The organism is Citrobacter sp. KTE30 (genome assembly GCF_000398825.1).
Lineage (GTDB): Bacteria > Pseudomonadota > Gammaproteobacteria > Enterobacterales > Enterobacteriaceae > Citrobacter > Citrobacter freundii.
Window position 1 is genome coordinate 2,425,045 of sequence record NZ_KB976055.1, and the last position, 24,894, is coordinate 2,449,938.

Below are 24,894 nucleotides of genomic sequence, written 5' to 3' on the forward strand. Positions count from 1 at the left end.
AATCAATGCAATACAATTTGCTTGTGCGAAATAGTATTAATCTGCGCACGAATCATTTCGCTGATCGGGTCTTCCGGACACTGCTCAACGAAATAACTTAAATCGGTCAGCGCAACATGTTCACACTCAAGCTGCGCGTAGATTAATCCACGATCGCGTATTTCATACGGATCTTCAGGATTAAACTGTAATAGTGCTTCGCTGGCACGCAGCGCCAGCTCCATTTGCCGCTCTTCCATCAGCGATGATTTCAGCGTGTCGAGCAGCTTGCGGATTACTTCTGCATTATCCGCCTCATCCAGGTCTTCGTTAAACAGCTCCGCGACCGGGCTGATATTCCCCTTCAGCCACACTTCCAGCGTGTGCTCATTTAACGTTTCGCCATTGAACGGATTGATTAGCCACATTTCGCCATCGAGCGATTCAATACGCAGGATGAGTTGTGTCGGGAAAATCACCGGCACCAGCGGTAGCTCCAGTCGGTTGGCAATCCACAACAAGATAGCGCCCAGAGATACGGCGCTGCCCTGACGATTTTTCAGTACCTGGTCAAGCCATAATGCATCAGAAAGACGATAGACGCCGTGGGTATCCGTAAACCCCCATTCGCCGTAAAAAAGTGCCAGCAGTTTTTCCAGTTGCTCATCCTGAGACAGGAGCTGGCTAATTTCTTCTTGCGCCAGACTAACCAGACGTTCCAGTTCGTCATACACAGTTTGTGTTGGAAAATCCAGACGGATAGACTCCGACGCCAGGATCATCCCATCACACAATGGCGCTTTATTAAATTCGAAATCAGCTAACGACCTCATGCTTACCCCAGTAACGGTATTTTTGTGGTGGCGAGTTTAATGATGATGTACAGCACCACCAGCGCCAGCGGAAATGCGACTAATCGCGCCTGCTGACTGCGCGCCCGACGATAATCGAGCGCAATAAAACCCAAAACGATGTAAATGATAACCCCAAACAGCTTTTCAGTCAGCCATGTCCCGTGCTCAGTGAATGGCAGGATGTGCGCTTTAACCATTAACGCTATGCCGCTGAGTAATAAAACGGTATCGACAACCGGCGGCACGATGCGCGTCCAGCGCGCGCAGGCAAGGCGCGAGTCGGTGTAACGCCACCAAAAACGCAGCGTTAACAGACCAACAGAAAGCGCAATGCTGATGAGATGGACGTTGAGTAACACGCTGAAGGTACTCATGATGGGATGCGTCCAAGCGTAATTCGCTCGTTGCCGCCATAGTCGCGGCAGGTTTCAACCGCCTGGTAACCAGCATGAGTATAGGCGTCGCGGACTGCCTGTCCCTGCTGCCAGCCGTGCTCCAGCAACAGATAGCCGCCGGGCATTAGCATTTGTCGAGACTGGTCAATGATATGCACGATATCCGCCATACCCTGCTCACCCGCCACCAGTGCCGATAGCGGCTCAAAACGTACATCGCCAAGCGCCAGGTGCGGGTCCTGTTCGTCGATATACGGCGGATTGCTGACAATCATGTCAAACTGCTGCCCCTGCAAAGCGCTGAACCAGTCGCTTTGCAGCACGCAAACATTGTCGATGGCCAGATGCTGTTTGTTGCGAGTTGCCAGCGCCACGGCATCGGGCATGCGGTCAACCGCGGTCACCGCGCAATCCGGACGCTCAGTTGCCAGCGCCAGCGCGATGGCGCCCGTGCCGGTTCCCAAATCGAGAATACGACACGCAGAGGCAGGCAGACGAGCCAGCGCCTGCTCAACAAGACACTCAGTATCCGGGCGTGGAATAAGCGTAGCCGGAGAGACAAACAGCGGCAGCGACCAGAACTCGCGCACGCCGGTCAGATGTGCCACCGGCTCACCCCGCTGACGGCGTTCCAGTAATGTATCGAGCCGTTGACACTGCGCCTCGGTTAACACCGTTTCGCCGAACGCCAGAATAAAGGTGCGCCCCTTACCGGTGACAAACTCGAGTAAAATCTCGGCGTCACGTCGCGGGCTTTCGCTTGCCTGTAATTGGCTTATCGCTTCACGCAGCCAGTGCTGATAATCCATTAATCCTGCTCGGACAACGCCGCCAGTTGGTCGGCCTGGTATTCCTGGACAATTGGCTCAATCAGCATATCCAGTTTGCCTTCCATCGCTTCATCCAGACGGTAGAGTGTCAGGTTAATGCGGTGATCGGTCACACGACCCTGCGGGAAGTTATAGGTGCGGTTACGATCGCTGCGATCGCCGCTGCCCAACAGGTTACGACGTTCAGAGGCTTCCGCCTGTTGACGTCTTGCCACTTCGGCGGCACGAATTCGCGCCCCCAGCACCGACATCGCTTTGGCTTTGTTTTTATGCTGTGAACGTTCGTCCTGGCATTCCACCACGATACCGGTCGGTAAGTGGGTAATACGGATTGCGGAGTCGGTGGTGTTAACGTGCTGACCGCCCGCGCCTGATGAACGGAAGGTATCAATACGCAGATCGGCCGGGTTGATATCCGGCAGTTCGGCATCCGGCAGTTCCGGCATGACAGCGACCGTACAGGCAGAAGTATGAATACGCCCCTGCGATTCCGTCGCAGGTACGCGCTGCACGCGATGGCCGCCGGACTCAAACTTCAGTCGCCCGTAAACGCCTTCGCCGCTAATCTTGGCAATGACTTCTTTAAACCCGCCATGTTCGCCTTCGCTGGCGCTCATGATCTCTACCCGCCAGCGACGCGATTCAGCGTAACGGCTGTACATGCGGAACAGATCGCCGGCAAACAGCGCCGCTTCATCACCACCGGTTCCCGCACGCACTTCGAGGAAAGCGTTACGTTCGTCATCGGGGTCTTTAGGTAACAGCAGGACCTGCAGATGCTGTTCCAGCTGCTCGCATTTCTCTTTTGCTTCGCGCAGTTCATCCTGCGCCATTTCACGCATTTCAGGATCGTCGAGCATCATCTGAGCCGTCTCGATATCTTCCTGAACCTGTTGCCAGTCCGTAAAACAGCGAGAGACATCGCTTAATTGCGCATATTCGCGCGACAGCGCACGAAAGCGATCCTGGTCTGCGATAGTACCCGCATCACCGAGCAGCGCCTGAACTTCTTCATGGCGTTCATGCAGGGCTTCCAGTTTGGCAACGATAGAAGGCTTCATAGGCGTAAATGCACCCTGTAAAAAATAAGATTGGTGTGCTGCTACTCCAGCCCGAGGCTGTCGCGCAGAATATTCAGGCGTTCACTATCCCCGTCACGGGCGGCCTGTTGAAGTGATTTGGTTGGTGCATGGATCAGGCGGTTGGTCAGTTTCCAGGCCAAATCCTGCATAATGGCTTGCGCATCACCGCCCTGCTGAAGAGCGGCCAACGCTTTAGCGGTCAGTTCATCACGGATCTGTTCTGACTGACTGCGATACTCGCGGATAGTGTCGCTTGCGCCCTGGGCGCGTAGCCAGGCCATAAACTCGCTGGCTTCCTGCTCCACAATCGTTTCGGCTTCCACCGCCGCCGCTTTGCGCTGGGCCAGGTTATGCGAAATGATGCTTTGCAGGTCATCAACGCTGTACAGATAGGCGTTAGACAATTTACCCACTTCCGGCTCGACATCGCGCGGTACGGCGATATCCACCAGTAGCATAGGCTGATTGCGACGGTTTTTAAGCGCGCGTTCCACCATTCCTTTACCGATAATCGGCAGCGGACTGGCAGTAGAACTGATAATGATATCGGCATCCTGCAAACGCGCGTCGATATCACTCAGTGAAATCACCTCGGCGCCGACTTCATCCGCCAGCACCTGCGCACGCTCGCGCGTACGGTTGGCGATGATCATCTTCTTCACTTTATGCTCGCGCAAGTGTCGCGCTACCAGTTCGATGGTTTCGCCCGCACCGACTAACAGCACGGTTACCGTTGAGAGCGATTCAAATATCTGCCGCGCCAGAGTACAGGCGGCAAACGCCACCGACACGGCGCTGGCACCGATGTCAGTTTCTGTACGTACACGTTTAGCAACAGAGAATGATTTCTGGAACATGCGCTCCAGCGCACTGGCGTTCTGGTGGCCTTTTTGCGAATCCGCAAATGCTTTTTTCACCTGCCCCAAAATTTGCGGTTCACCGAGCACCAGTGAATCCAGACCACTGGCAACGCGCATCAAATGACTGACGGCGTCGTTGTCCTGGTGCCAGTACAGGCTATTACGTAGGTCTTCTTCATTGAGGTTATGGTATTCGCACAGCCAGCGAATCAGCGCTTCTCGCAGGTTATCCTGCTCTTCCACGCTGAGGTAAATCTCTGTGCGGTTACACGTCGACAGCACTACCCCGCCCTGCACCATTGGCAGCGCTTGCAGGCTGTCCAGCGCCTGATCGAGCGTATCCGGCGAAAACGTTACGCGTTCTCGCAGCGATACAGGTGCCGTTTTATGGTTAATACCAAGCGCTAAAAGGGTCATGTGTGCGGGAATAGTACCAGCGTTGATAAGGTTAGACTGGGTGCATCATACAGGATGCGTGCGGTCAATAAAAGAGACTGACCCCTTTTGGAGTAATAGCTTAGTGCACAAATTTAAGCGATTTAAGATAACTTGAACGTAGACGATGTCAGATGGTGGCGCTAGCATTGAGAGTTATAACTGCAACGTATCTCAAGGATTTGTCATCATTATGACCCTGCCTGATTTTCGCCTGATTCGCCTGCTGCCCCTTGCGGCCCTGGTTCTTAGTGCCTGTACCCTCAACGCGCCGAAAGGTCCCGGCAAAAGCCCCGATTCCCCGCAGTGGCGCCAGCACCAGCAGGAAGTACGCGCCCTGAACCAATATCAGACGCGCGGTGCGTTCGCTTATATCTCCGATCAACAGAAAGTGTATGCCCGCTTTTTCTGGCAGCAAACCGGTCAGGATCGCTATCGTCTGCTGCTGACCAACCCGCTGGGCAGCACGGAACTGGAACTCAACGCGCAGCCGGGCAACGTTGAACTTGTCGATAACAAAGGCAAGCACTACGCTGCCGACGACGCTGAAGAGATGATCGGCAAACTGACCGGCATGCCTATCCCATTGAATAGCCTGCGCCAGTGGATCCTCGGTCTGCCGGGAGATGCCACCGATTACAAACTCGATGATCAATATCGTCTAAGTGAAGTGAACTACAGCAAAGACGGTAAAAACTGGAAAGTGGCCTATAGCGGCTACGACAGCAAAACGCAGCCAGCGATGCCGGCAAACATGGAGCTGTCGGACGGCTCCCAGCGTATTAAGCTAAAAATGGATAACTGGATTGTGAAATGATGACTCATTGGCCCTCTCCGGCAAAACTGAATCTGTTTTTATACATCACCGGACAACGTACGGACGGTTACCATTCGCTGCAAACGCTATTTCAGTTTCTTGATTATGGCGACACGATAGATATTGCGCTGCGTGGCGACGGCGAAATCCGCCTGTTAACCCCGGTGGAAGGCGTTGCGCACGAAGACAACCTGATCGTCCGTGCGGCACGTTTGCTGATGAAGGTAGCATCTGAAAACAATCGCCTTCCCAAAGGGAGCGGTGCGGACATCAGTATCGACAAACGCCTGCCGATGGGCGGCGGCCTCGGCGGTGGTTCATCAAATGCGGCAACCGTTCTGGTGGCGCTTAACCATCTCTGGCAGTGTGGACTTTCGATTGATGAACTGGCGGCACTCGGTTTAACCCTAGGGGCGGATGTTCCCGTGTTCGTGCACGGCCATGCGGCCTTTGCCGAAGGTGTTGGAGAAATTCTGACGCCGGTCGAGCCTGAAGAAAAGTGGTATCTGGTTGCTCACCCGGGAGTCAGCATTCCGACACCGGTGATTTTTAACGATCCCGACCTCCCGCGCAACACGCCAAAAAGGTCAATAAAAACGTTACTAAAATGTGAATTCGGCAATGATTGCGAGGTTATCGCAAGAAAACGTTTTCGCGAGGTTGATGCGGCGCTTTCCTGGCTGTTAGAATACGCGCCGTCGCGCCTGACTGGTACAGGGGCTTGTGTCTTTGCTGAATTTGACACTGAGTCTCGTGCTCGCCAGGTGCTTGAGCAAGCCCCGGAATGGCTCAAAGGCTTTGTGGCGAAAGGCGTCAACCTCTCCCCATTGCACAGAGCGTTACTCTAAATCCTTCTGGTTTCAGGAAGATGGCGAAATGACGAACCGCCAGGAGCATACAAAAGTATGTGACTGATGTGAGGAATTAATGCCAGCGAACATGAAACACGAAGGATAACGAGTAAACCGGGCAAGCTGAGTTGCGGTGACAACGTCACCCTGTTCCAGACGTTGCATCGCGCTCTTTAATACACCGCATGGAGAGGATACTGCCTGGCCCGCACAGTTTTCGGCAGATTCTTTCCACCAATGGACGCATGCCTGAGGTTCTTCTCGTGCCTGATATGAAGCTTTTTGCTGGTAACGCCACCCCGGAACTAGCACAACGTATTGCCAACCGCCTGTACACTTCACTCGGCGACGCCGCTGTAGGTCGCTTTAGCGACGGCGAAGTCAGCGTACAAATTAATGAAAATGTACGCGGTGGTGATATTTTCATCATCCAGTCCACTTGTGCCCCTACTAACGACAACCTGATGGAATTGGTCGTTATGGTTGATGCGCTGCGCCGTGCTTCCGCAGGCCGTATCACCGCCGTTATTCCTTACTTCGGCTATGCACGTCAGGATCGTCGCGTACGTTCCGCTCGTGTACCGATTACCGCTAAAGTCGTCGCTGATTTCCTGTCCAGCGTTGGCGTTGACCGCGTCCTCACCGTTGACCTGCATGCTGAACAGATCCAGGGCTTCTTCGATGTACCGGTTGATAACGTATTCGGTAGCCCGATCCTGTTAGAAGACATGCTGCAGCTGAACCTGGACAACCCGATTGTGGTTTCTCCAGATATCGGTGGCGTCGTGCGTGCCCGCGCTATCGCTAAACTGCTGAACGATACCGATATGGCTATCATCGACAAACGTCGCCCGCGTGCGAACGTTTCTCAGGTGATGCACATTATTGGTGACGTTGCAGGTCGTGACTGCGTGCTGGTTGATGACATGATCGATACCGGCGGTACGCTGTGCAAAGCAGCAGAAGCACTGAAAGAACGTGGTGCAAAACGCGTATTTGCTTACGCAACCCACCCGATCTTCTCAGGTAATGCGGCAAACAACCTGCGCAACTCTGTTATTGATGAAGTCGTTGTCTGTGACACCATTCCACTGACTGACGAAATCAAAGCACTGCCAAACGTGCGTACATTGACCCTGTCGGGTATGCTGGCCGAAGCGATTCGTCGTATCAGCAACGAAGAATCCATCTCTGCTATGTTCGAGCATTAATCGAGCCCGGCTCAAAAACCCGCTGCGGCGGGTTTTTTTATCTGTAATATTTATTTGTATGACTTTTGCCTCCTTCACCTGCCATTCAGTTGACAGATGATGCGCCCATGGATGAAACATTATTGTGAACAGATTATTTTCCTCACATGTGATGCCTTTCCGCGCCCTCATCGACGCTTGTTGGAAAGAAAAATATACTGCTTCCCGCTTCACCCGCGACCTGATCGCCGGGATAACGGTTGGGATCATTGCCATTCCACTGGCGATGGCGCTGGCAATAGGCAGTGGCGTTGCTCCGCAGTACGGTCTGTATACCTCAGCCGTTGCTGGGATTGTTATCGCCCTTACCGGGGGCTCGCGCTTTAGCGTATCTGGCCCAACCGCCGCCTTCGTGGTGATTCTGTATCCGGTGTCGCAACAGTTTGGGCTGGCAGGCCTGCTGGTTGCCACGCTCATGTCCGGGATATTCCTGATCCTTTTCGGCCTCGCCCGCTTTGGTCGTTTGATCGAATATATTCCGGTGTCCGTGACGTTAGGTTTTACCTCAGGTATCGGTATCACCATCGGTACTATGCAGATTAAAGATTTTCTCGGCCTGCAAATGACCCACGTGCCAGAGCACTATTTGCAGAAGGTGGGCGCGCTATTTATGGCTTTGCCGACCATCAACGTGGGTGATGCCGCGATTGGCGTGGTGACACTGGGGATCCTGATTTTCTGGCCGCGTCTGGGTATCCGATTACCGGGCCACCTTCCCGCACTCCTGGCAGGCTGTGCGGTAATGGGTATCGTGAACCTCACCGGCGGCCATGTCGCCACCATCGGATCTCAGTTCCACTATATTCTGGCTGACGGCTCGCAGGGCAATGGTATCCCACAGTTGCTGCCGCAATTGGTATTACCGTGGAATATGCCAGAGTCAAACTTTACCCTGAGCTGGAGCTCGTTACAGGCGCTGTTACCGGCAGCCTTCTCGATGGCAATGCTCGGGGCGATCGAATCTCTGCTGTGCGCCGTCGTACTCGATGGGATGACCGGCACCAAACACAAAGCTAACAGTGAGCTGATTGGTCAGGGACTGGGCAACATCGTCGCACCGTTCTTTGGCGGTATCACCGCCACGGCGGCAATTGCCCGTTCTGCGGCAAACGTCCGCGCGGGTGCAACATCGCCAATCTCAGCGGTTATCCATGCGATTCTGGTGATCCTAGCCCTGCTGGTGCTTGCACCGCTGCTTTCCTGGTTACCGCTTTCCGCCATGGCCGCCCTGCTGCTAATGGTGGCATGGAACATGAGTGAAGCGCATAAAGTGGTGGATTTGCTGCGTCATGCGCCGAAAGACGACATCATCGTCATGCTGATGTGTATGTCGCTGACGGTGCTGTTCGATATGGTTATAGCCATCAGCGTCGGTATCGTTCTTGCATCTCTACTGTTTATGCGTCGTATTGCGCGCATGACGCGTCTGGCGCCGGTCAACGTAGACGTACCGGACGATGTGCTGGTGTTGCGCGTCATTGGCCCGCTATTCTTTGCCGCGGCGGAAGGATTATTTACCGATCTCGAGTCGCGTATTGAAGGTAAACGCATCGTAGTCTTGAAGTGGGACGCGGTCCCGGTACTGGATGCCGGCGGTCTGGACGCTTTCCAGCGCTTTGTGAAAAAGCTGCCTGAAGGCTGCGAACTGCGGGTATCTAACCTGGAATTTCAGCCGCTGCGCACTATGGCGCGCGCCGGTATTCAGCCGATTCCCGGTCGTCTGGCATTCTTCCCGAATAAAGACGCCGCTTTAGCGGATATTAAATAGCAAAAAGGCTCCCGTGAATGGGAGCCTTTTTATTGCCGGATGCGCTTCTCTTATCCGGCCTACAAAACCCAAACGTTGCGCCGACCCCGTAGGCCCGATAAACGCAGTGCCACCGGGCAATTACGCGCTTAAAATGCTCAATGCCGTTGCCTTCACGCTGGCCAGCAGGACTTTCACATCTTCCAGGCACACCGTCGGGTTCAGCAGCGTCAGCTTCAGGCAGGTGATGCCATCCGCTTCGGTCACGCCGACGTTGGCGCTACCTGAAGCCAGCAGCACGTCGCCAATACGCTGGTTCAGCAGCGCAACGAACGCTATATCGTCGCTTTCAGGACGGAAGCGGAACAGCACGCTTGCCAGCTGTGGTTCCATCACCAGTTCAAGATGCGACTGGGTTTTGACAAACTCAGCAACATCACGCGCCAGCGTTACGCCATTATCAATGATTTCGGCATACTGCTTTTTGCCCAGCGCTTCGAGGCCCATCCACAACTTCAGTGCATCGAAACGACGCGTGGTCTGCAGCGACTTCGATACCAGGTTTGGTACGCCAGCCTCTTCATCGAAATCAGAGTTCAGGTACGCCGCCTGGTAACGCATCAGCTCGTAGTGGCGCGCATCTTTTAACAGGAACGCACCGCAGCTGATGGTCTGGAAGAACTGCTTGTGGAAATCCAGCGTCACGGAATCTGCCAGCTCAAGGCCGTTGAGGAAGTGACGATACTGTTCAGAAAGCAGTAACGCCCCGCCCCATGCCGCATCCACGTGCATCCAGATCTGATGTTCTGTCGCCAGCGCCGCAATATCCGCTAACGGATCGATGGCGCCCGCATCTGTCGTGCCAGCCGTCGCGACAATGGCCATCACCTGCTCGCCGTTGGCTTTCGCCTGGGCCAGCTTGTCTTTCAGGTCAGCCAGATCCATGCGTGAAAACGCATCGGTCTTCACCTGGGTGACGGAGCGGTAGCCCAGCCCCATTAACGCCATGTTCTTCTGCACGGAAAAGTGCGCGCTTTCAGAGCAGAACACTTTAATTTTGCTCAGATCACCGGTCAGACCATCTTGCTGAATGGAATGTCCCTGGCGAGCAAAGAAGGCGTCGCGCGCCAGCATCAGGCCCATCAGGTTACTCTGGGTGCCGCCGCTGGTGAATACGCCCGCATCGCCTGCCGCATAACCTACCTGCTCACGTAGCCATTCAATCAGTTTGATCTCAATGATCGTGGCGGACGGGCTTTGGTCCCATGAGTCCATACTCTGGTTAGTGGCGTTGATCAGCACTTCCGCCGCCTGGCTAATCACCAGACTTGGGCAGTGCAGATGCGCCACGCACTGAGGATGGTGAACCAACAGGCTGTCTTTGAGAAAGTATTCAACCGCACGCTCAATAGCGGCCTGGTTGCCCAGGCCCTGAGACGTAAAATTCAGGTTGATACGTTCACGCAGTTGCTCAACGGTTTTGCCCTGATACATCTCAGGCTGCCTCAACCATTCAACGACCGCTTGCGTACTCTGCTCGATAGCGTCCTGATAGGCGGCGATGCTTTGCGCCGAGCCGGACAGAATCGGGTTTACGTCTGACATTCGATCCAACTCCGTTTAAACCGGCTTCACGCCAGCGCCCAGCAGGGCGTTTTCGAATTTATCGAGGAAAATTTCCAGCTCAGCGTTGGTGATCAGCAGAGACGGCAGCAGACGCAGCACGCAGCCGTTGCGGCCACCACGCTCCAGAATCAGCCCGTTTTCGAAGCATTTCTTCTGCAGCAACGCAGACAGCTCGCCATCAGCCGGGTAGCAACCCATATGATCCTGCGCTTCGTTCGGCTTCACGATTTCCAGGCCGATCATCAGGCCCAGACCACGCACCTGACCGATAACCGGGTAGCGTTTCTGCAGGTCAGTCAGTTTGCCTTTCAGCCATTCGCCCTGGGCGGCAACTTTATCGGCAATCTTGTCGTCTTTGAGGATCTTCAGCGTTGTCAGACCGGTCGCCATCGCCAGTTGGTTGCCGCGGAAGGTGCCAGTGTGGTGGCCCGGAGCCCACGCATCGAATTGCTTTTTAATGCCCAGTACCGCCAGTGGCAGACCGCCGCCAACCGCTTTGGACATCACAATGATATCAGGTTCAATACCGGCGTGTTCGAAGGCGAACAGTTTACCGGTACGTGCAAATCCAGCCTGAACTTCATCGATGATCAGCAGAATGCCGTGTTCCTGAGTCACTTTACGAATGCGTTGCAGCCATTCGACCGGAGCCGGATTCACGCCACCTTCGCCCTGCACCGCTTCGAGGATTACGGCAGCCGGTTTACGCACGCCGCTTTCAACGTCGTTGATCAGGTTTTCGAAGTAGTAAGTTAATGCTTTGACGCCAGCGTCGCCGCCGATACCCAGCGGGCAACGGTACTGATGTGGATACGGCATAAACTGCACTTCCGCCATCATATTGCTGACCGCTTCTTTCGGCGACAGGTTGCCGGTCACGGACAGCGCGCCGTGGGTCATCCCGTGGTAGCCGCCGGAGAAACTGATGATACTGGAACGGCCGGTCACTTTCTTCGCCAGCTTCAGCGCCGCTTCAACAGCATCTGCACCGGACGGACCGGTGAACTGCAGGCAATATTCTTTGCCCTGGCCCGGTAATAAAGAAAGTAAATATGATGAGAATTCATCTTTTAACGGCGTAGTAAGGTCAAGCGTATGTAACGGTAAGCCGCTTGTGATGACACTTTGAATGCTCTGCAGCACTTCAGGATGGTTATGACCAAGCGCCAGGGTTCCGGCACCTGCCAGGCAATCAAGATATTGATTATTTTCTACATCAGTAATCCAGACGCCCTGCGCTTTAGCGATCGCTAATGGCAGTTTACGTGGATAGCTGCGGACATTAGATTCAAACTCAGCCTGTCTTGCTAAAAAGGTATCATTGCTCTGTGGTAATGAATTAGCACTTAAAGTATCAATACGGACTTTATCCGTCATCATATCACTCCTACAACCAGGTGTAGATTAACGCCTGATTGAATAAATGGTTATAAGGATTACCTGTAAAAAAGCGCGGCTAATATATGTTGTTTTAGCTTAGGACTCAATCATTTATTTTTAGACGTCTCAAATAAGCATTTTTTCCTTAAATTTCAGCGCATAACCTTCTTCAATCATTACTAAATCCTAAACAAATATAGCTATTAAATTAACAATACTGTAGCCAATTGCAGCGCTTACGATGTTATAAAAACCATGAGATTTTCATGTTTTTATTATTTTTTTACACGTTTTTACCATTAATAATGTAGGCGCTTTCTTGTTACGACATGATTTTTCACTTATTTGCCTATAAATCGAATAAAAAAGTCGATCCCTTAATATAAATCACTTAGTATGGCGCGCTTATTTGCAGGCTTTGTAAATAAAATTAATGCGCAGCACCCGGTAACGCGTACAGGCGACACTCGTTATCGACAACAGGTATACCCTGGGTTGTCAGCAGAAATGTTCGCGGGCGGACATTTCGTAAGGCGAACTTTGTTCCCTTATGCCGAGAATGAAAATTTTCTAGCCATACTTTTATGGCGCCCTGATATGAGATTGTTATGACTCGCATTTATCCACCATCCGTCGTTGCCAAATTTGGCGGCACCAGCGTCGCTGATTTTGATGCGATGAACCGAAGCGCCAGCATTGTCCTTGCTGATCAAGATGTCCGTTTAGTCGTTTTGTCTGCTTCAGCAGGCGTGACAAACTTACTGGTCGAGCTTTCTGAAGGTCTGGAAACGCATCAACAATTAGATAAGCTTGAGACTTTACGCGCCATCCAATACAAAATTATTTCCCGCCTGAAGCAGCCTTCCGTTATCAGCACGGAAATCGATAATCTTCTCAACAACATACAGCGTCTTGCACAAACGGCGATGGTTTCACCGTCTGATGCGTTAAGCGATGAATTAGTCAGCCATGGCGAGCTGATGTCCTCACTACTGTTTACTGAAGTCTTACGTGAACGGCAGGCCGAGGCCGGGTGGTTTGATGCCCGCAGCGTGATGCGTACTAACGCGAACTTCGGCTGCGCCGAACCCGAGCTTGGCACACTGCACCACCAGGTGGAGACTCACCTGCGCCCTCGTCTTGAGCAAGCGATTATGGTGACTCAGGGATTTATCGGGCGAGATGCCGCAGGACACACCACAACGCTTGGACGCGGCGGTAGTGATTACACGGCTACGCTTCTCGGTGAGGCACTTCACGCCACACGCGTTGACATCTGGACCGACGTCGCAGGGATCTACACCACCGACCCACGCATTGCACCGCGGGCCAAACGAATCGACCATATCTCATTTTCCGAGGCCAGCGATATGGCCGCCTACGGTGCGAAGGTCCTCCACCCGGCTACGCTACTCCCGGCAATGCGTAAAAGCATTCCGGTCTTTGTTGGCTCAAGTAAGGATACTGCCGCCGGAGGTACGTTGGTGCACAACACCACCGATAATCCACCTCGCTATCGTGCGCTCGCCGTGCGTCGTAAACAGACGCTGTTGCGGTTACACAGTCTGGAGAAGCAACCTTCCTGCTCTTTTCTGGCGCAGTCCTTCGCCATTTTAGCTCGCCACGCTGTCACGGTGGATTTGGTTACAACCTCAGAAAATAGTATTGCGCTGGCGCTGGACGCTACTCATGCAACCTCAGGTGAAGACCATGTGCTGACCACCGCATTGTTTACCGCATTATCCTCCCACTGTCGTGTAGAAGTGGAAACCGGGCTGGCGTTGGTCACTTTGGTGGGGAATCAACTCACACAGGCTGCGGGAGTTTGCAAAGACGTTTTTGCCTGGCTTGAAGAGCATACGGTACGAATGATTTGCCATGGAGCATCGAACGACAACCTGTGCATCCTGTTACCGGCTGACGATGCAGACAGCGCGGTTAGAGCATTACATTACCGATTATTCGAATAATTCTTCTCTTATTCTGTCGCATCCAGTTTAAGCAATGATCATGAACAAGCAGAGCCCTGGTTTTATAACCAAGGCTCTTCATTCTGACCACCGCCCTCTCAACAGAGGGAGGATTTAGTTATGACGGTGATTGGTGTCACCACGACGACAGCGTTTGTCATAATGACGTACCCACCAGTAACGGTCACTGATTTGTTCGTGTCCACCCACTCTGGCACCTGCTAACCAGAGAATACCGCCAACAAAAATACTGAGCACCGCACCATGTGCGAAAAACTGCGGCAGATTAAATTGCGGCAACTGGTTTAAAATTGAATAACCCACACCCACAACCATTACCACCAACCCTAAAGCCATGAGCACGTTACCGAGTAGCGAAGCGTTTTTGCGTTTCATGTGTCACCTCCGGAACTTTGGGTTGTTACAGGGAATACCCCTAATCCTTATGTGTAAAGTATAGACAACACTGCCGTTCGCAAGTGCGGGAGCGATCACAATTACAAACACTCATGCAACAAAACTTTACAAATAAGCCACTGAACATACTCATTTTCTAATAGTCCATTTGTGCAATTATTCAGCTTTTGGCGATAAGCACGCAGTTTTTTGTCAAGCGCACCGTCAGACAGTAAACTACACGTCGTTTATCGAAACACTCAGGACAAAACACGTGGCGATTAAATTGATTGTCGGCCTGGCGAACCCCGGCGCAGAGTATGCGGCAACGCGACACAACGCAGGCGCATGGTATGTCGATCTACTGGCAGAGAGATTACGCGCCCCCCTGCGCGATGAGCCGAAATTCTTCGGTTACACCTCCCGAGTAACGCTTGAAGGTGAAGATGTCCGTCTGCTGGTACCGACCACATTTATGAATCTTAGCGGCAAGGCCGTCGGTGCGATGGCCAGTTTTTATCGTATTAACCCCGATGAAATTTTGGTCGCGCACGATGAATTAGACCTGCCTCCTGGCGTCGCCAAATTTAAGCTTGGCGGCGGTCATGGCGGACATAATGGCCTGAAAGACATCATTAGCAAGTTAGGTAATAACCCCAACTTTCATCGTTTACGCGTTGGAATTGGCCATCCGGGCGATAAAAACAAAGTTGTCGGATTTGTTTTAGGCAAACCGCCTGTTTCAGAACAGAAGTTAATTGATGAAGCGATTGACGAAGCGGCACGTTGTACCGAGATTTTGTTCAAAGATGGCCTGACCAAAGCTACGAGCCGGTTACACACCTTTAAAGCGCAATAAGCAGTGATGTGCGGCATTTTTCTCGCGTGCTGTGTATAATAGGCAAAGTTATTTACATTTCTACAATCTGTTTTCCATAACAGGTTGAATATCAAAAGATTAAGGTGATTTAAACATGGGATTCAAATGCGGTATCGTCGGTTTGCCAAACGTAGGCAAATCCACCCTGTTCAACGCGCTCACAAAAGCGGGTATTGAAGCGGCAAACTTCCCGTTCTGTACTATCGAGCCGAACACGGGTGTTGTCCCGATGCCCGATCCGCGTCTGGATCAGCTGGCCGAAATCGTCAAACCACAGCGTATCCTGCCTACAACGATGGAATTCGTCGACATTGCCGGTCTGGTAAAAGGCGCGTCCAAAGGTGAAGGTCTGGGTAACCAATTCCTTACCAACATCCGCGAAACCGAAGCTATCGGCCACGTGGTGCGTTGCTTTGAAAACGACAACATCATCCACGTTAATAACAAAGTGGATCCGGCTGACGACATCGAGGTTATCAATACCGAACTGGCGCTGTCTGACCTGGATACCTGTGAGCGTGCTATCCATCGCGTACAGAAGAAAGCCAAAGGCGGTGACAAAGACGCTAAAGCAGAACTGGCTGCGCTGGAAAAATGCCTGCCACAGCTGGAAAACGCCGGCATGCTGCGCGCACTGAAAACGCTGACTGACGAAGACAAAGCGGCCATCAAATACCTGAGCTTCCTGACCCTGAAGCCAACCATGTATATCGCTAACGTCAACGAAGACGGTTTTGAGAACAACCCGTACCTCGACAAAGTGCGCGAAATCGCGGCAGCCGAAGGTTCTGTTGTGGTTGCCGTTTGCGCTGCCGTTGAAGCTGACATCGCAGAACTCGATGATGCTGACCGTGAAGAATTCATGGCTGAAATGGGTCTGGAAGAGCCGGGCCTGAACCGCGTTATCCGTGCTGGTTACGAATTGCTGAACCTGCAGACCTACTTCACCGCTGGCGTGAAAGAAGTCCGTGCATGGACCATTCCTGTCGGCGCCACGGCTCCGCAGGCCGCAGGTAAAATCCATACCGACTTCGAGAAAGGCTTTATCCGCGCACAAACCATCTCGTTTGAAGATTTCATCACCTATAAAGGTGAGCAAGGTGCGAAAGAAGCTGGGAAAATGCGTGCCGAAGGTAAGGACTATATCGTCAAAGATGGCGATATCATGAACTTCCTGTTCAACGTCTAAATAAAATTTGTTGTCTCGTGAGGTCTTAATTAACCTCATGAAAATCACAAAACACTATAAAATCCACGCAATTGCGTGGGTTTTTTATTTCATAGCATCTCAGTGGTTCCCGCTGTTGCGCATCTGAAAGTTGGCACCAAGCACGATGACCAAAAAAGCTGAGCTATTTTGGCAAAGCAGCAGTTGCCACGTGAACGTACTCATATTGAGGCGCGCGGAAGCCAGGGGCTGTCTACCCGCACGGTATCGCGGTGATCGAGCCCCTGGATAAGATGCAGTGCACTGAGACGGCCAATTTCATAATGCGGCAGCTGTACTGTGGATAGCGGCGGCAAAAACAGCTCGCCGGTGCCTACCATGTTGTCATAGCCCAGTACGGCAACATCCTGCGGAATGCGCAGCCCTCGCCCCAGCAAGACCTGGTAGATAACAAAAGCCACGCGGTCGTTACCGCATACCACCGCATCAAACATCGGACGCGTGCCACTCAGGTAATGCCCGGCAATCTCCGCCGCATCAATATGGTGACTCTCGCCCGCCGGAAGATAGTGGTGGAACATGGCATCAGGGTCGACGCCCGCTTCACGACAGGCGCGCTCCATTCCCGCCCGGCGGCGATCGGTGGCCACAATCCCTTTTGGCAGGTGTATGCACAGCAGCCGACGATAGCCTGCGGCCAACAGCGCTTTCACGCCAAGATATTGCCCTTGCTCATCATCAGGAATATAGGTGGGAAAAGGGCCACTGATGCTTTCGCAGTTCGCCAGCACGCAACGATACTTATGCAGCTTTTCCGGCACCGGAACCTGACGCAGCCCCATCGCGGTGTAGATAATGCCGTCAGGGCGATGCGCCAGCAGCAGATCAACCATTTTCTCTGGCTGGTCATTGCTGAACATATTCACCACAAAGCTATTCCAACCGTGCGCCCGCGCGGTCTCTTCGATAGAGAGCGTTATCTCCACGGAAAATGGCGTGGTCATGGTGTCCAGCGCTAACACCCCAATAGTGTTAGCCGTGGTTTTCGCGCCACGAATTTTTTTCGCGGAGAGATCGGAGACATACCCCAGCGCATCTACCGCTTCCATCACCTTTTTATAGGTTTCTGGCCGCAGTCGTTCGGGCTCGTTAATCGCTCGCGATACGGTCATTAACGAGACGTTAGCCCGTTGCGCCACATCCTTTAAAGATGCCATACCCTCTCCTTTGACGGCGTTCATCATGCCGGGTCTGAAAATGCGATCTTGATAACACTCGCAAAATGTTAACGTTAACTTTTGTGATTAACATCGATATTACCATCAAATTCGCGAGAAAACCGAGAATGTTAACGTTATCTTTTGATCAATTCACTTACAGGGACCAGCAAATGACATCACTACTTTCCAAAGCCAACGAAGCCTTAAACCAGCAGAAAGACCTTGTAAACCCGCGCTGGTATCCACGCTATCACCTCGCCCCTCCGGCTGGCTGGATGAATGACCCTAACGGCCTGTCCTGGTTTGATGGTTACTACCATGCGTTCTATCAGCACTATCCGTGGCAGCCGGTCTGGGGACCAATGCACTGGGGCCATGCGCGCAGCCGCGATATGGTGAACTGGGAGCACTTACCCATCGCACTGGCACCTGAAGGGCCGGAAGATAAAGACGGCTGTTTTTCCGGTTCAGCGGTGGTTGAAGGCAATAAGCTGGCCCTTATCTACACCGGACACAAGTTTGACGGCGAGGCGAAAGAGGAAAACCTGTATCAGGTACAGTGCCTGGCCACCAGCACCGACGGGATTCACTTTGAACGCCAGGGCATGATTCTGGATACCCCGCGAGGCGTACACCATTTTCGCGATCCGAAAGTCTGGCAAGAGGGAGACCGCTGGTACATGGTGGTGGGTGCCCGGGTCGATGACGTGGGCGAAGTGCAGCTCTATCACTCGCAGGATCTACAGCACTGGCAGTTTGCCAGCACGCTCGGCAGGGCCGATGACGGCATGGGCTACATGTGGGAGTGCCCTGACCTCTTCCCACTGAACGATAAGCTCGTCTTCATGCTCTCGCCGCAGGGCATCGCCGCGGACGGATACGATTACCGTAACCTGTTCCAGAGCGGCTATATGGTCGGCGAATGGCAGGATAACCATCAGTTCCACGTTACCCAACCCTTCCAGGAGATGGATCACGGGCATGATTTTTACGCCCCTCAGTCATTTATCACTCCGGACGGTCGCCGCGTGGTGATCGGTTGGCTATCCATGTGGGAGTCGCCGATGCCAGAACAGGCCGACGGCTGGGCGGGCATGCTTACTCTTCCCCGGGAAGTGACGCTCGATGCAGATCTGCGGCTGCGCATGAACCCGGTCAAAGAGCTGGAGACATTACGCGGTCAGCTTCATGTCTGGCCGGTCAGTGACCTGAACAATCGCACCCTGATGGTAGAAGAAAAGGCGCATGCTCTCGAGGTCGAACTGAGCCTCGATATCGCCCGCAGCCATGCTGAACAGTATGGCATCGCGCTGGGTGACGGGCTGCGCGTCTTCGTCGATACCCAGGCACAGCGTCTGGTGCTTGAACGCCGCTATCCGCAACACGGCCTGTCGGGCTGCCGTAGCATACCGCTGCCCGCCAATGATGTGCTGGACCTACATCTATTTATCGATAGCTCGTCGGTAGAGGTCTTTGTTAATCACGGCGATTACACCCTCAGCAGCCGTATTTATCCTGAACCGGACGATCGCCAACTGACCTTATTTAGCCAGAACGGACACGCCATTTTTAATAACGGGCATGCCTGGCCGCTCGCCGCCAATTAACCACCCGTCTCACTGCTTTGGGGAAAAATAATGACAATCTGGACGCTCGGAGATGCCGTGGTGGATTTGCTACCGCGCGACAATATGCAGTTTGAAGCCTGTGCGGGAGGCGCGCCCTTCAATGTGGCCATCGGCGTCGCCCGCCTCGGCCATGACAGCGGCTTTATCGGCCGTGTGGGCAATGACACTTTTGGCCGCTTTCTGCATCAGACGCTGGTAACAGCGCAGGTGGATACAGGAAGTCTGGAGTTTGATGCACAACAGCACACCAGTACCGTACTGGTTTCACTGGCTCCCAACGGTGAGCGGCAGTTTGAGTTTTTAGTTAATCCGTCTGCCGATCAATTTCTCAGCCCGGCGAGTCTGCCCGACTTTGGTGCCGATATTCTGCACTTCTGCTCGCTGGCGCTGGTTGCCCCTGAGTGCCGCGCCACCCTCACCCAGGCAATGGCCGCATTGCGACAGGCCGGCGGTACGCTGAGCTTTGACATCAATCTGCGTCCGCAGATGTGGAGCAACGAGATGCAGATGTTTGACCTTGTCAGCGAGTTTGCCCGGCAGAGCGACATTCTGAAGATGTCGGAAGAAGAGCTGCTGTGGCTAACACAAACTGACTGTCTTAGTAGCGCCTGCGAACGCCTGGCTGATTTTCCCGCGTGCCTGAAAGTTATTACCCGCGGTGCCGACGGCGCTATCGCTTTCTGGCAAAACCATAGGCTGACTTTAAGCGGCTATCACGTCGACAGCATCGATACCACCGGCGCCGGTGATGCCTTTATGGCCGGGCTGCTGGCGGCACTCGCCGGAGAAGGCTGGCCCACATCGACGTCAACGCTACTTCCGCTTATCGAGCAGGCCAGCGCTTGTGGTGCTCTGGCGACTACCCGGCGTGGCGCGCTAAGCGCGTTTCCCGACAGCCAACACCTGAGCAGCTTTATTCAGTCGCAACCGTCGCTACGGAGAACGATCACCCCGTAATAAAGCGCACTCGTTACGTCGTATCAGAAAGACCTTACAATGACCTGATCTGGATTGGAAAAATCATGAAGATAAATATGCCGTTCAGTAATGATAAATATCGATACTCATCCGGGTATCTGCTCTTTTTCTTTGCCGCCTGGTCGTTGTGGTGGTCTTTTTATGCAATATGGCTAAAAAATAAACTTGGCCTGTCCGGAACGGAGCTGGGAATGCTGTATGCCGTAAACCAGTTTTTCAGCATGCTGTTTATGCTGGGCTACGGTTTTCTGCAGGATAAGCTCGGTACCCGCAAACCCCTTATCTGGATGATGGGGACTGTCATCACGCTCAGCGGTCCGTTCCTGATTTATGTTTATGAACCGCTGCTGGTCTCCAACTTCAAGCTTGGCATGGTGCTAGGCGCCATTTTCTTTGGCCTTGGCTATCTCGCCGGTTGCGGTCTGGTGGAAAGCTTCGTCGAGAAAGTGAGCCGTAAATTCAACTTTGAATTCGGCACTGCTCGTTTCTGGGGATCGCTTGGCTACGCCGCAGGGACTTTTGTTGGCGGTATCTTCTTCAGCATCAACCCACACATTAACTTCTGGTGCGTGTCGGTCATGGGGGTGTTATTCCTGGTGATTAACGTGGTGTTCAAAACCGACGCACCGGCCCCGGCATCCACGGATACACGTTCGCCCGAGCCAGACGCGCTGACCCGAAAGGATTTTCTCACCATCTTTAAAGATTCGCAGTTCTGGTTTTTCGTTATCTTTGTCGTCGGCACCTGGTCGTTCTATAGCATCTACGATCAGCAGATGTTCCCGGTGTTTTACGCCAGCTTATTTGACGATCCCGAACTGGCACCACGCGTATACGGCTACCTCAACTCGGTACAAGTCTTTATGGAGGCCGTCGGTATGGCGCTGGTTCCGTTCCTGATTAACCGCATCGGGCCTAAATCCGCATTGCTGCTGGGTGGAACAATCATGACCTGTCGAATCCTGGGTTCAGCACTGTTCACCGATATATATATTATCTCCTTGATTAAAATGCTCCATGCGCTGGAGGTCCCACTGTTTGTTATTTCAGTGTTTAAATTCAGCGTAGCGAATTTTGATAAGCGCCTGTCGTCAACGATATATCTTATTGGCTTCAATATCGCCAGTTCCATTGGCATCATCGTGCTGTCACTGCCTGTCGGTAAGTTGTTTGATAAAGTGGGCTATCAGGAAATCTTCCTGATTATGGCGAGCATCGTGGTAATAACACTAATATTTGGCTACTTCTCGCTGAGTAAAAAACATCATCAGCAGAAGGGTATCAATGAACTGGTGACAGAATAGCGAAGTTTTATTAATATCGCGACAGGGCCATTAGCCCTGTCGTACCCTTCAACAGTAAGTACGAACTGTCGATTTACTCAGGCATGTTCCAGCCAGTTGCGGAATATTTGCGCTCGCAGTATTCCCTGAAAATCAATCAGCCCAGAACAACCAAGCTTCTTGATCAGATTCTGCCGGGCCTGGTAAATCGTTTTTAAGTGTAGATTTAACAATGCGGATATCTCAAAAATAGTTCGACCTTCTCCTAACTGCGTTAAAATATATTTATCTCTCGCGGTTAATGAGACATTTGAATCAGATTGATTCTCGTGATTACCACCAGCACGAGTAATATCAATAATAAATTGTTTGATTGAGGCAACTCCGATATCTACTGGTAGTCTGTAAAGCGAAACATCATTAAGATACTGATACAAATGACCATCAATCAGCAATACCAGACGATGCGTTTTCAGATTGTAATTTTGCTTTTTTACCGCCTCAAAGTGATTCGCGGTAAAGAATACAAGTCGCGCCTTGTCATCTTCAAAAACGATATCTGCAAGAATATTCTTTAACCCTTGCCTGATAAAAATATCATCAATCCATAACTCTGCGTTTTGAGTATGTTCCTGAACGATGTTCATCATTATGGCCTCAATGAAAAATCATAATTGATTTAGAGGGGTGCTATGTATAGTCTTAATCCAAAAAATGCTTAGCATAAGGGCTTTCAGCATATAACAAGGGTACTGTACATATTTTGTTAATATGAAGACTTATTAAACATCGTCAGCTGTGTAGCGCAATACTATTTCCAGGGTTTTTCTGATAACATCTGCTTGGACAACGTCAACCGTTGACTCCAGAGAACCAATCAGGCTTAAAATGATGTTTTTATTATTAACATTATCACCTGCAAGAATTACATTTGTTACCGCCTGCCCCAATACCACAGACTCATCTGCTAATAGCTCACCTGCATTATGGAAGTAACTTGATAAAGCTTTATCCGTCATTACGTTGTGGACATTAATTTCATGGAGCATGGTAACCTCGCTTGTATAGTCTGGAAGATTATCTTTAATGTAATTTAGGGTTTTTGCTGGCACTGAATGCACTCTCATCTCTGGTTTTATCCGGTTTTCTGCTTATTTTCTCCGGATTAATGTTTGTAAAATCATTGATAACGCTGTCAATTAATTGCTTGCGTGTGCCATCCATTTCACTGGCCTGCATAAGTCGCAATTGCTTAATCACTGCAGCTAACGAAACGTCTCTATGCATTCGCAGAATTTCTAGCACAGCCAAACCTGTAATTTCATGTTTCAAGCGTTCACTATCAGTTTTCTTCATAACGCCTTCACTACTTACCCCTATCATATAAGGGGTTTATTTTATTCAAAGAGCAGACCAATTAACGCATTGTAATGTTTTTGTTCTTTCTCCCCTGATGCTTTTTCAAGACGACACAAAAGCTTAGTGCAAAGTGATTTGCGGTTCAGATTACGTCCATCTTTGAGTATCTCAGTGACAATTTCTCCCAATGTTTCCTGTTGAGTTGGCAGATGCGCCTTTGCAAAGTAACGAGAAATCGCGCTTGCAGTATCAGTGCGAACGTTATGCTGCTGCATGTCATGCTCCTGTATCAAAATGCTGGTGAATATTAAGTTTTATAACAGTAGCAAAGTTGTACCAAAAATGTGTACAACAAGATTAATTTGTTTTTACCAAAATGTGCTAAATGATATAAATCAATTACTTACAATTGTATCGATTGATATAAACATTAGGATCACTGTACAAATCACGTCGTAACATGGCTAAATTTCATCTTAATCAGACCGTTCAATTGTGAAATTAAAGTTAGAATAATGTATTAAAATCAGGACATAACCTGGGTTGTCTGATACTGTCATATATCTTCCTCTCCCTTATTCCCGGACTGTCCATGCTCACGACCATTATTTACCGCAGCCATCTACGTGATGACGCCCCCCTCAAAGCGCTTGAGGATATGGTGACAGCCGCAAATATCAAAAACAGGCGATCTGATGTTACGGGAATCTTACTCTTTAACGGTCACCACTTTTTCCAACTGCTTGAAGGCCCTGAGGAGCAGGTAAAAGAGATTTATTGTTGTATTTGTAACGATCCACGGCACCACAATATCGTTGAGCTGATGTGTGATTACGCTCCTGCGAGAAGATTCGGAAAAGTGGGAATGGAGTTATTTGATCTACAAAAACATGAACGCAATGACGTTCTGCAAGCTGTGCTGAATAAGGGAACATCAAAATTTCAGCTCACCTATGATGACAGGGCGTTACAGTTTTTCCGCACATTTGTCCTTGCGACGGAAAAATCGAGCTATTTTGAAATACCAGCGCCAGATTGCTGGAGTTTTATTGCCGACAACTCTTGTACTCTCCTGGATGAAAACACACTCCCATCCGATATAGATTTCAGCTTTGCTTTTCAACCAATTATCGATCCTATGTCGCAACGCGTCATTGCTCTGGAAGCACTTATTCGTGGTAGAGACGGTGAAACGCCCGCAACTTATTTTGACAACTTAAATCCTGAGGAACTGTATACCGCGGATCTGCAGAGCAAAAAGACTGCTTTTGCAATGGCAAGCGCGCTGGGACTTAACGACAAAATGCTGTCAGTCAATCTGCTCCCCATGACCCTGGTAAACAAACCCAATGCAGTCAGCTTTCTTATAAACGAAATCGCTGCGCACGGGCTAGTGCCTGAACAAATCATTGTAGAGTTTACCGAAAGTGAAGTTATTTCTCGCTTTGATACGTTCGCGCAGGCCGTGAAGTCACTCAAGGCTGCGGGGATCTGTGTGGCGATAGACCATTTTGGGGCAGGTTTTGCCGGGCTTCAGCTTCTGTCTCGTTTTCAACCCGACCGAATTAAGATAAGCCGCGAGCTGATCACGGATGTGCATAAAAGTGGACCGCGGCAGGCTATCATTCAGGCAATTATCAAATGCTGCGCGTCACTGGAAATTATGATTTCCGCAGTCGGCGTTGAAAAACCCGAAGAGTGGATGTGGCTTGAATCCGCGGGCATTGAAATCTTCCAGGGTAACCTTTTTGCACAAGCCTGCCTGAATGGTATTCCATCTGTTGCATGGCCAGAGAAAAATGATTTCTCAGCGTCACAATAACTAACGCATTGTTATAAATCAACAATCACCACAACCGCCCTCATGCCGAACATAAAAAAACAGCATTTACTCCTTGCATGATAG

At 51.4% G+C, this 24,894-nt stretch carries 24 protein-coding genes; 11 read left to right on the forward strand and 13 right to left on the reverse strand.

The window, feature by feature from the left end; genetic code table 11:
• Nucleotides 1-2: 2 nt before the first annotated feature.
• Genes sirB1 through hemA form a run of 5 tightly spaced genes read right to left on the reverse strand, consistent with a single transcriptional unit; the run spans nucleotide 3 to nucleotide 4,417 of the window.
• On the reverse strand, nucleotides 3-812 hold the full coding sequence (gene sirB1 / locus WC1_RS11580) for an invasion regulator SirB1 (RefSeq protein ID WP_003020775.1): 810 nt from the start codon (nucleotides 810-812) through the stop codon (nucleotides 3-5).
• A 2-nt stretch (nucleotides 813-814) separates the two neighbouring features.
• Nucleotides 815-1,207, reverse strand: a complete 393-nt coding sequence (gene sirB2, locus WC1_RS11575) for an invasion regulator SirB2 (protein WP_003020779.1) — start codon at nucleotides 1,205-1,207, stop codon at nucleotides 815-817.
• On the reverse strand, nucleotides 1,204-2,037 hold the full coding sequence (gene prmC, locus WC1_RS11570) for a peptide chain release factor N(5)-glutamine methyltransferase (RefSeq protein ID WP_016150354.1): 834 nt from the start codon (nucleotides 2,035-2,037) through the stop codon (nucleotides 1,204-1,206). Before prmC ends, sirB2 begins: the two co-directional genes overlap by 4 nt.
• Complete coding sequence (gene prfA / locus WC1_RS11565; RefSeq protein ID WP_003020786.1) at nucleotides 2,037-3,119, reverse strand: peptide chain release factor 1; 1,083 nt, start codon at nucleotides 3,117-3,119, stop codon at nucleotides 2,037-2,039. The genes prmC and prfA overlap by 1 nt, the downstream gene beginning before the upstream one ends.
• 41 nt (nucleotides 3,120-3,160) lie before the next feature.
• Nucleotides 3,161-4,417, reverse strand: coding sequence for a glutamyl-tRNA reductase (hemA, locus tag WC1_RS11560; RefSeq protein ID WP_003020789.1), 1,257 nt, complete (start codon nucleotides 4,415-4,417; stop codon nucleotides 3,161-3,163).
• A 211-nt stretch (nucleotides 4,418-4,628) separates the two neighbouring features.
• On the opposite strand from hemA, the gene lolB reads away from it, so the two are divergent.
• The 4 genes from lolB to dauA all read left to right on the forward strand — a co-directional run bounded on the left by lolB (nucleotide 4,629) and on the right by dauA (nucleotide 9,121).
• Nucleotides 4,629-5,252, forward strand: coding sequence for a lipoprotein insertase outer membrane protein LolB (gene lolB, locus WC1_RS11555; protein WP_016150355.1), 624 nt, complete (start codon nucleotides 4,629-4,631; stop codon nucleotides 5,250-5,252).
• A complete protein-coding gene (gene ispE / locus WC1_RS11550) occupies nucleotides 5,249-6,100 on the forward strand; it encodes a 4-(cytidine 5'-diphospho)-2-C-methyl-D-erythritol kinase (RefSeq protein WP_016150356.1) in 852 nt (283 codons plus the stop codon). The genes lolB and ispE overlap by 4 nt, the downstream gene beginning before the upstream one ends.
• Nucleotides 6,101-6,366: 266 nt before the next feature.
• Nucleotides 6,367-7,314 (forward strand): ribose-phosphate diphosphokinase, encoded by a 948-nt coding sequence (gene prs, locus WC1_RS11545; RefSeq protein WP_001518537.1) that lies wholly within the window; start codon nucleotides 6,367-6,369, stop codon nucleotides 7,312-7,314.
• 124 nt (nucleotides 7,315-7,438) lie between these two features.
• Nucleotides 7,439-9,121 (forward strand): C4-dicarboxylic acid transporter DauA, encoded by a 1,683-nt coding sequence (dauA, locus tag WC1_RS11540; RefSeq protein ID WP_003020797.1) that lies wholly within the window; start codon nucleotides 7,439-7,441, stop codon nucleotides 9,119-9,121.
• A gap of 120 nt (nucleotides 9,122-9,241) precedes the next feature.
• Here the strand turns inward: dauA and WC1_RS11535 are convergent, their stop codons facing one another.
• Both WC1_RS11535 and WC1_RS11530 read right to left on the reverse strand, forming a co-directional pair.
• Nucleotides 9,242-10,705: a pyridoxal phosphate-dependent decarboxylase family protein gene (locus WC1_RS11535; RefSeq protein ID WP_016150357.1), complete on the reverse strand. Its 1,464-nt coding sequence runs from the start codon at nucleotides 10,703-10,705 to the stop codon at nucleotides 9,242-9,244.
• A gap of 15 nt (nucleotides 10,706-10,720) precedes the next feature.
• A complete protein-coding gene (locus WC1_RS11530) occupies nucleotides 10,721-12,106 on the reverse strand; it encodes a diaminobutyrate--2-oxoglutarate transaminase (RefSeq protein WP_032935444.1) in 1,386 nt (461 codons plus the stop codon).
• 608 nt (nucleotides 12,107-12,714) lie between these two features.
• Here WC1_RS11530 and lysC point away from each other — a divergent pair.
• Entirely contained in the window at nucleotides 12,715-14,076 is a 1,362-nt protein-coding gene (lysC, locus tag WC1_RS11525; RefSeq protein ID WP_016150359.1) for a lysine-sensitive aspartokinase 3, read from the forward strand.
• A gap of 114 nt (nucleotides 14,077-14,190) precedes the next feature.
• On the opposite strand, the gene ychH is transcribed toward lysC, so the two are convergent.
• The gene (gene ychH / locus WC1_RS11520) at nucleotides 14,191-14,472 is read right to left on the reverse strand and encodes a stress-induced protein YchH (RefSeq protein WP_003020810.1); all 282 of its coding nucleotides are present in this window, start codon (nucleotides 14,470-14,472) and stop codon (nucleotides 14,191-14,193) included.
• Between the two features lie 274 nt (nucleotides 14,473-14,746).
• On the opposite strand from ychH, the gene pth reads away from it, so the two are divergent.
• Together pth and ychF are read left to right on the forward strand one after the other, a co-directional pair.
• A complete protein-coding gene (gene pth / locus WC1_RS11515) occupies nucleotides 14,747-15,331 on the forward strand; it encodes an aminoacyl-tRNA hydrolase (protein WP_003020814.1) in 585 nt (194 codons plus the stop codon).
• 115 nt (nucleotides 15,332-15,446) lie between these two features.
• Nucleotides 15,447-16,541 carry a redox-regulated ATPase YchF gene (gene ychF, locus WC1_RS11510; RefSeq protein WP_016150360.1) on the forward strand — a complete coding sequence of 365 codons (1,095 nt, stop codon included), beginning with the start codon at nucleotides 15,447-15,449 and terminating at the stop codon, nucleotides 16,539-16,541.
• A gap of 200 nt (nucleotides 16,542-16,741) precedes the next feature.
• Here ychF and WC1_RS11505 read toward each other — a convergent pair whose 3' ends face one another.
• Nucleotides 16,742-17,737: a LacI family DNA-binding transcriptional regulator gene (locus WC1_RS11505; protein WP_003020837.1), complete on the reverse strand. Its 996-nt coding sequence runs from the start codon at nucleotides 17,735-17,737 to the stop codon at nucleotides 16,742-16,744.
• Between the two features lie 173 nt (nucleotides 17,738-17,910).
• Between WC1_RS11505 and WC1_RS11500 the strand changes: the two genes are divergently transcribed.
• The 3 genes from WC1_RS11500 (at nucleotide 17,911) to WC1_RS11490 (ending at nucleotide 21,650) form a co-directional block, all read left to right on the forward strand.
• The gene (locus WC1_RS11500; protein WP_016150361.1) at nucleotides 17,911-19,347 is read left to right on the forward strand and encodes a glycoside hydrolase family 32 protein; all 1,437 of its coding nucleotides are present in this window, start codon (nucleotides 17,911-17,913) and stop codon (nucleotides 19,345-19,347) included.
• 30 nt (nucleotides 19,348-19,377) lie between these two features.
• Nucleotides 19,378-20,325 (forward strand): aminoimidazole riboside kinase, encoded by a 948-nt coding sequence (locus tag WC1_RS11495; RefSeq protein ID WP_016150362.1) that lies wholly within the window; start codon nucleotides 19,378-19,380, stop codon nucleotides 20,323-20,325.
• Between the two features lie 65 nt (nucleotides 20,326-20,390).
• A complete protein-coding gene (locus tag WC1_RS11490) occupies nucleotides 20,391-21,650 on the forward strand; it encodes an MFS transporter (protein WP_016150363.1) in 1,260 nt (419 codons plus the stop codon).
• 77 nt (nucleotides 21,651-21,727) lie between these two features.
• Here WC1_RS11490 and WC1_RS11485 read toward each other — a convergent pair whose 3' ends face one another.
• From WC1_RS11485 to ycgZ, 4 genes are all read right to left on the reverse strand, one after another.
• Nucleotides 21,728-22,279 carry a LuxR C-terminal-related transcriptional regulator gene (locus WC1_RS11485; protein ID WP_016150364.1) on the reverse strand — a complete coding sequence of 184 codons (552 nt, stop codon included), beginning with the start codon at nucleotides 22,277-22,279 and terminating at the stop codon, nucleotides 21,728-21,730.
• Between the two features lie 132 nt (nucleotides 22,280-22,411).
• Nucleotides 22,412-22,678, reverse strand: coding sequence for a biofilm development regulator YmgB/AriR family protein (locus WC1_RS11480; protein ID WP_003020849.1), 267 nt, complete (start codon nucleotides 22,676-22,678; stop codon nucleotides 22,412-22,414).
• Nucleotides 22,679-22,712: 34 nt separating this feature from the next.
• Nucleotides 22,713-22,985, reverse strand: a complete 273-nt coding sequence (locus WC1_RS11475; protein WP_016150365.1) for a hypothetical protein — start codon at nucleotides 22,983-22,985, stop codon at nucleotides 22,713-22,715.
• A 41-nt stretch (nucleotides 22,986-23,026) separates the two neighbouring features.
• The gene (gene ycgZ, locus WC1_RS11470; protein WP_003020856.1) at nucleotides 23,027-23,263 is read right to left on the reverse strand and encodes a regulatory protein YcgZ; all 237 of its coding nucleotides are present in this window, start codon (nucleotides 23,261-23,263) and stop codon (nucleotides 23,027-23,029) included.
• Nucleotides 23,264-23,580: 317 nt separating this feature from the next.
• Between ycgZ and WC1_RS11465 the strand changes: the two genes are divergently transcribed.
• A complete protein-coding gene (locus tag WC1_RS11465; protein WP_016150366.1) occupies nucleotides 23,581-24,810 on the forward strand; it encodes a diguanylate phosphodiesterase in 1,230 nt (409 codons plus the stop codon).
• The last annotated feature ends 84 nt before the right edge of the window (nucleotides 24,811-24,894 follow it).

Bases quoted from the DNA above. Each gene is read 5' to 3' on its own strand.
- sirB1 (WP_003020775.1), bottom strand. From the start codon at position 812: ATGAGGTCGTTAGCTGATTTCGAATTTAATAAAGCGCCATTGTGTGAT.
- WC1_RS11530 (WP_032935444.1), bottom strand. From the start codon at position 12,106: ATGATGACGGATAAAGTCCGTATTGATACTTTAAGTGCTAATTCATTA.
- WC1_RS11480 (WP_003020849.1), bottom strand. From the start codon at position 22,678: ATGCTCCATGAAATTAATGTCCACAACGTAATGACGGATAAAGCTTTA.
- ychH (WP_003020810.1), bottom strand. From the start codon at position 14,472: ATGAAACGCAAAAACGCTTCGCTACTCGGTAACGTGCTCATGGCTTTA.
- WC1_RS11465 (WP_016150366.1), top strand. From the start codon at position 23,581: ATGCTCACGACCATTATTTACCGCAGCCATCTACGTGATGACGCCCCC.
- prmC (WP_016150354.1), bottom strand. From the start codon at position 2,037: ATGGATTATCAGCACTGGCTGCGTGAAGCGATAAGCCAATTACAGGCA.
- WC1_RS11475 (WP_016150365.1), bottom strand. From the start codon at position 22,985: ATGAAGAAAACTGATAGTGAACGCTTGAAACATGAAATTACAGGTTTG.
- WC1_RS11500 (WP_016150361.1), top strand. From the start codon at position 17,911: ATGACATCACTACTTTCCAAAGCCAACGAAGCCTTAAACCAGCAGAAA.
- lysC (WP_016150359.1), top strand. From the start codon at position 12,715: ATGACTCGCATTTATCCACCATCCGTCGTTGCCAAATTTGGCGGCACC.
- WC1_RS11495 (WP_016150362.1), top strand. From the start codon at position 19,378: ATGACAATCTGGACGCTCGGAGATGCCGTGGTGGATTTGCTACCGCGC.
- hemA (WP_003020789.1), bottom strand. From the start codon at position 4,417: ATGACCCTTTTAGCGCTTGGTATTAACCATAAAACGGCACCTGTATCG.
- WC1_RS11485 (WP_016150364.1), bottom strand. From the start codon at position 22,279: ATGATGAACATCGTTCAGGAACATACTCAAAACGCAGAGTTATGGATT.
- lolB (WP_016150355.1), top strand. From the start codon at position 4,629: ATGACCCTGCCTGATTTTCGCCTGATTCGCCTGCTGCCCCTTGCGGCC.
- sirB2 (WP_003020779.1), bottom strand. From the start codon at position 1,207: ATGAGTACCTTCAGCGTGTTACTCAACGTCCATCTCATCAGCATTGCG.
- prfA (WP_003020786.1), bottom strand. From the start codon at position 3,119: ATGAAGCCTTCTATCGTTGCCAAACTGGAAGCCCTGCATGAACGCCAT.
- ychF (WP_016150360.1), top strand. From the start codon at position 15,447: ATGGGATTCAAATGCGGTATCGTCGGTTTGCCAAACGTAGGCAAATCC.
- ycgZ (WP_003020856.1), bottom strand. From the start codon at position 23,263: ATGCAGCAGCATAACGTTCGCACTGATACTGCAAGCGCGATTTCTCGT.
- WC1_RS11535 (WP_016150357.1), bottom strand. From the start codon at position 10,705: ATGTCAGACGTAAACCCGATTCTGTCCGGCTCGGCGCAAAGCATCGCC.
- WC1_RS11505 (WP_003020837.1), bottom strand. From the start codon at position 17,737: ATGGCATCTTTAAAGGATGTGGCGCAACGGGCTAACGTCTCGTTAATG.
- ispE (WP_016150356.1), top strand. From the start codon at position 5,249: ATGATGACTCATTGGCCCTCTCCGGCAAAACTGAATCTGTTTTTATAC.
- WC1_RS11490 (WP_016150363.1), top strand. From the start codon at position 20,391: ATGAAGATAAATATGCCGTTCAGTAATGATAAATATCGATACTCATCC.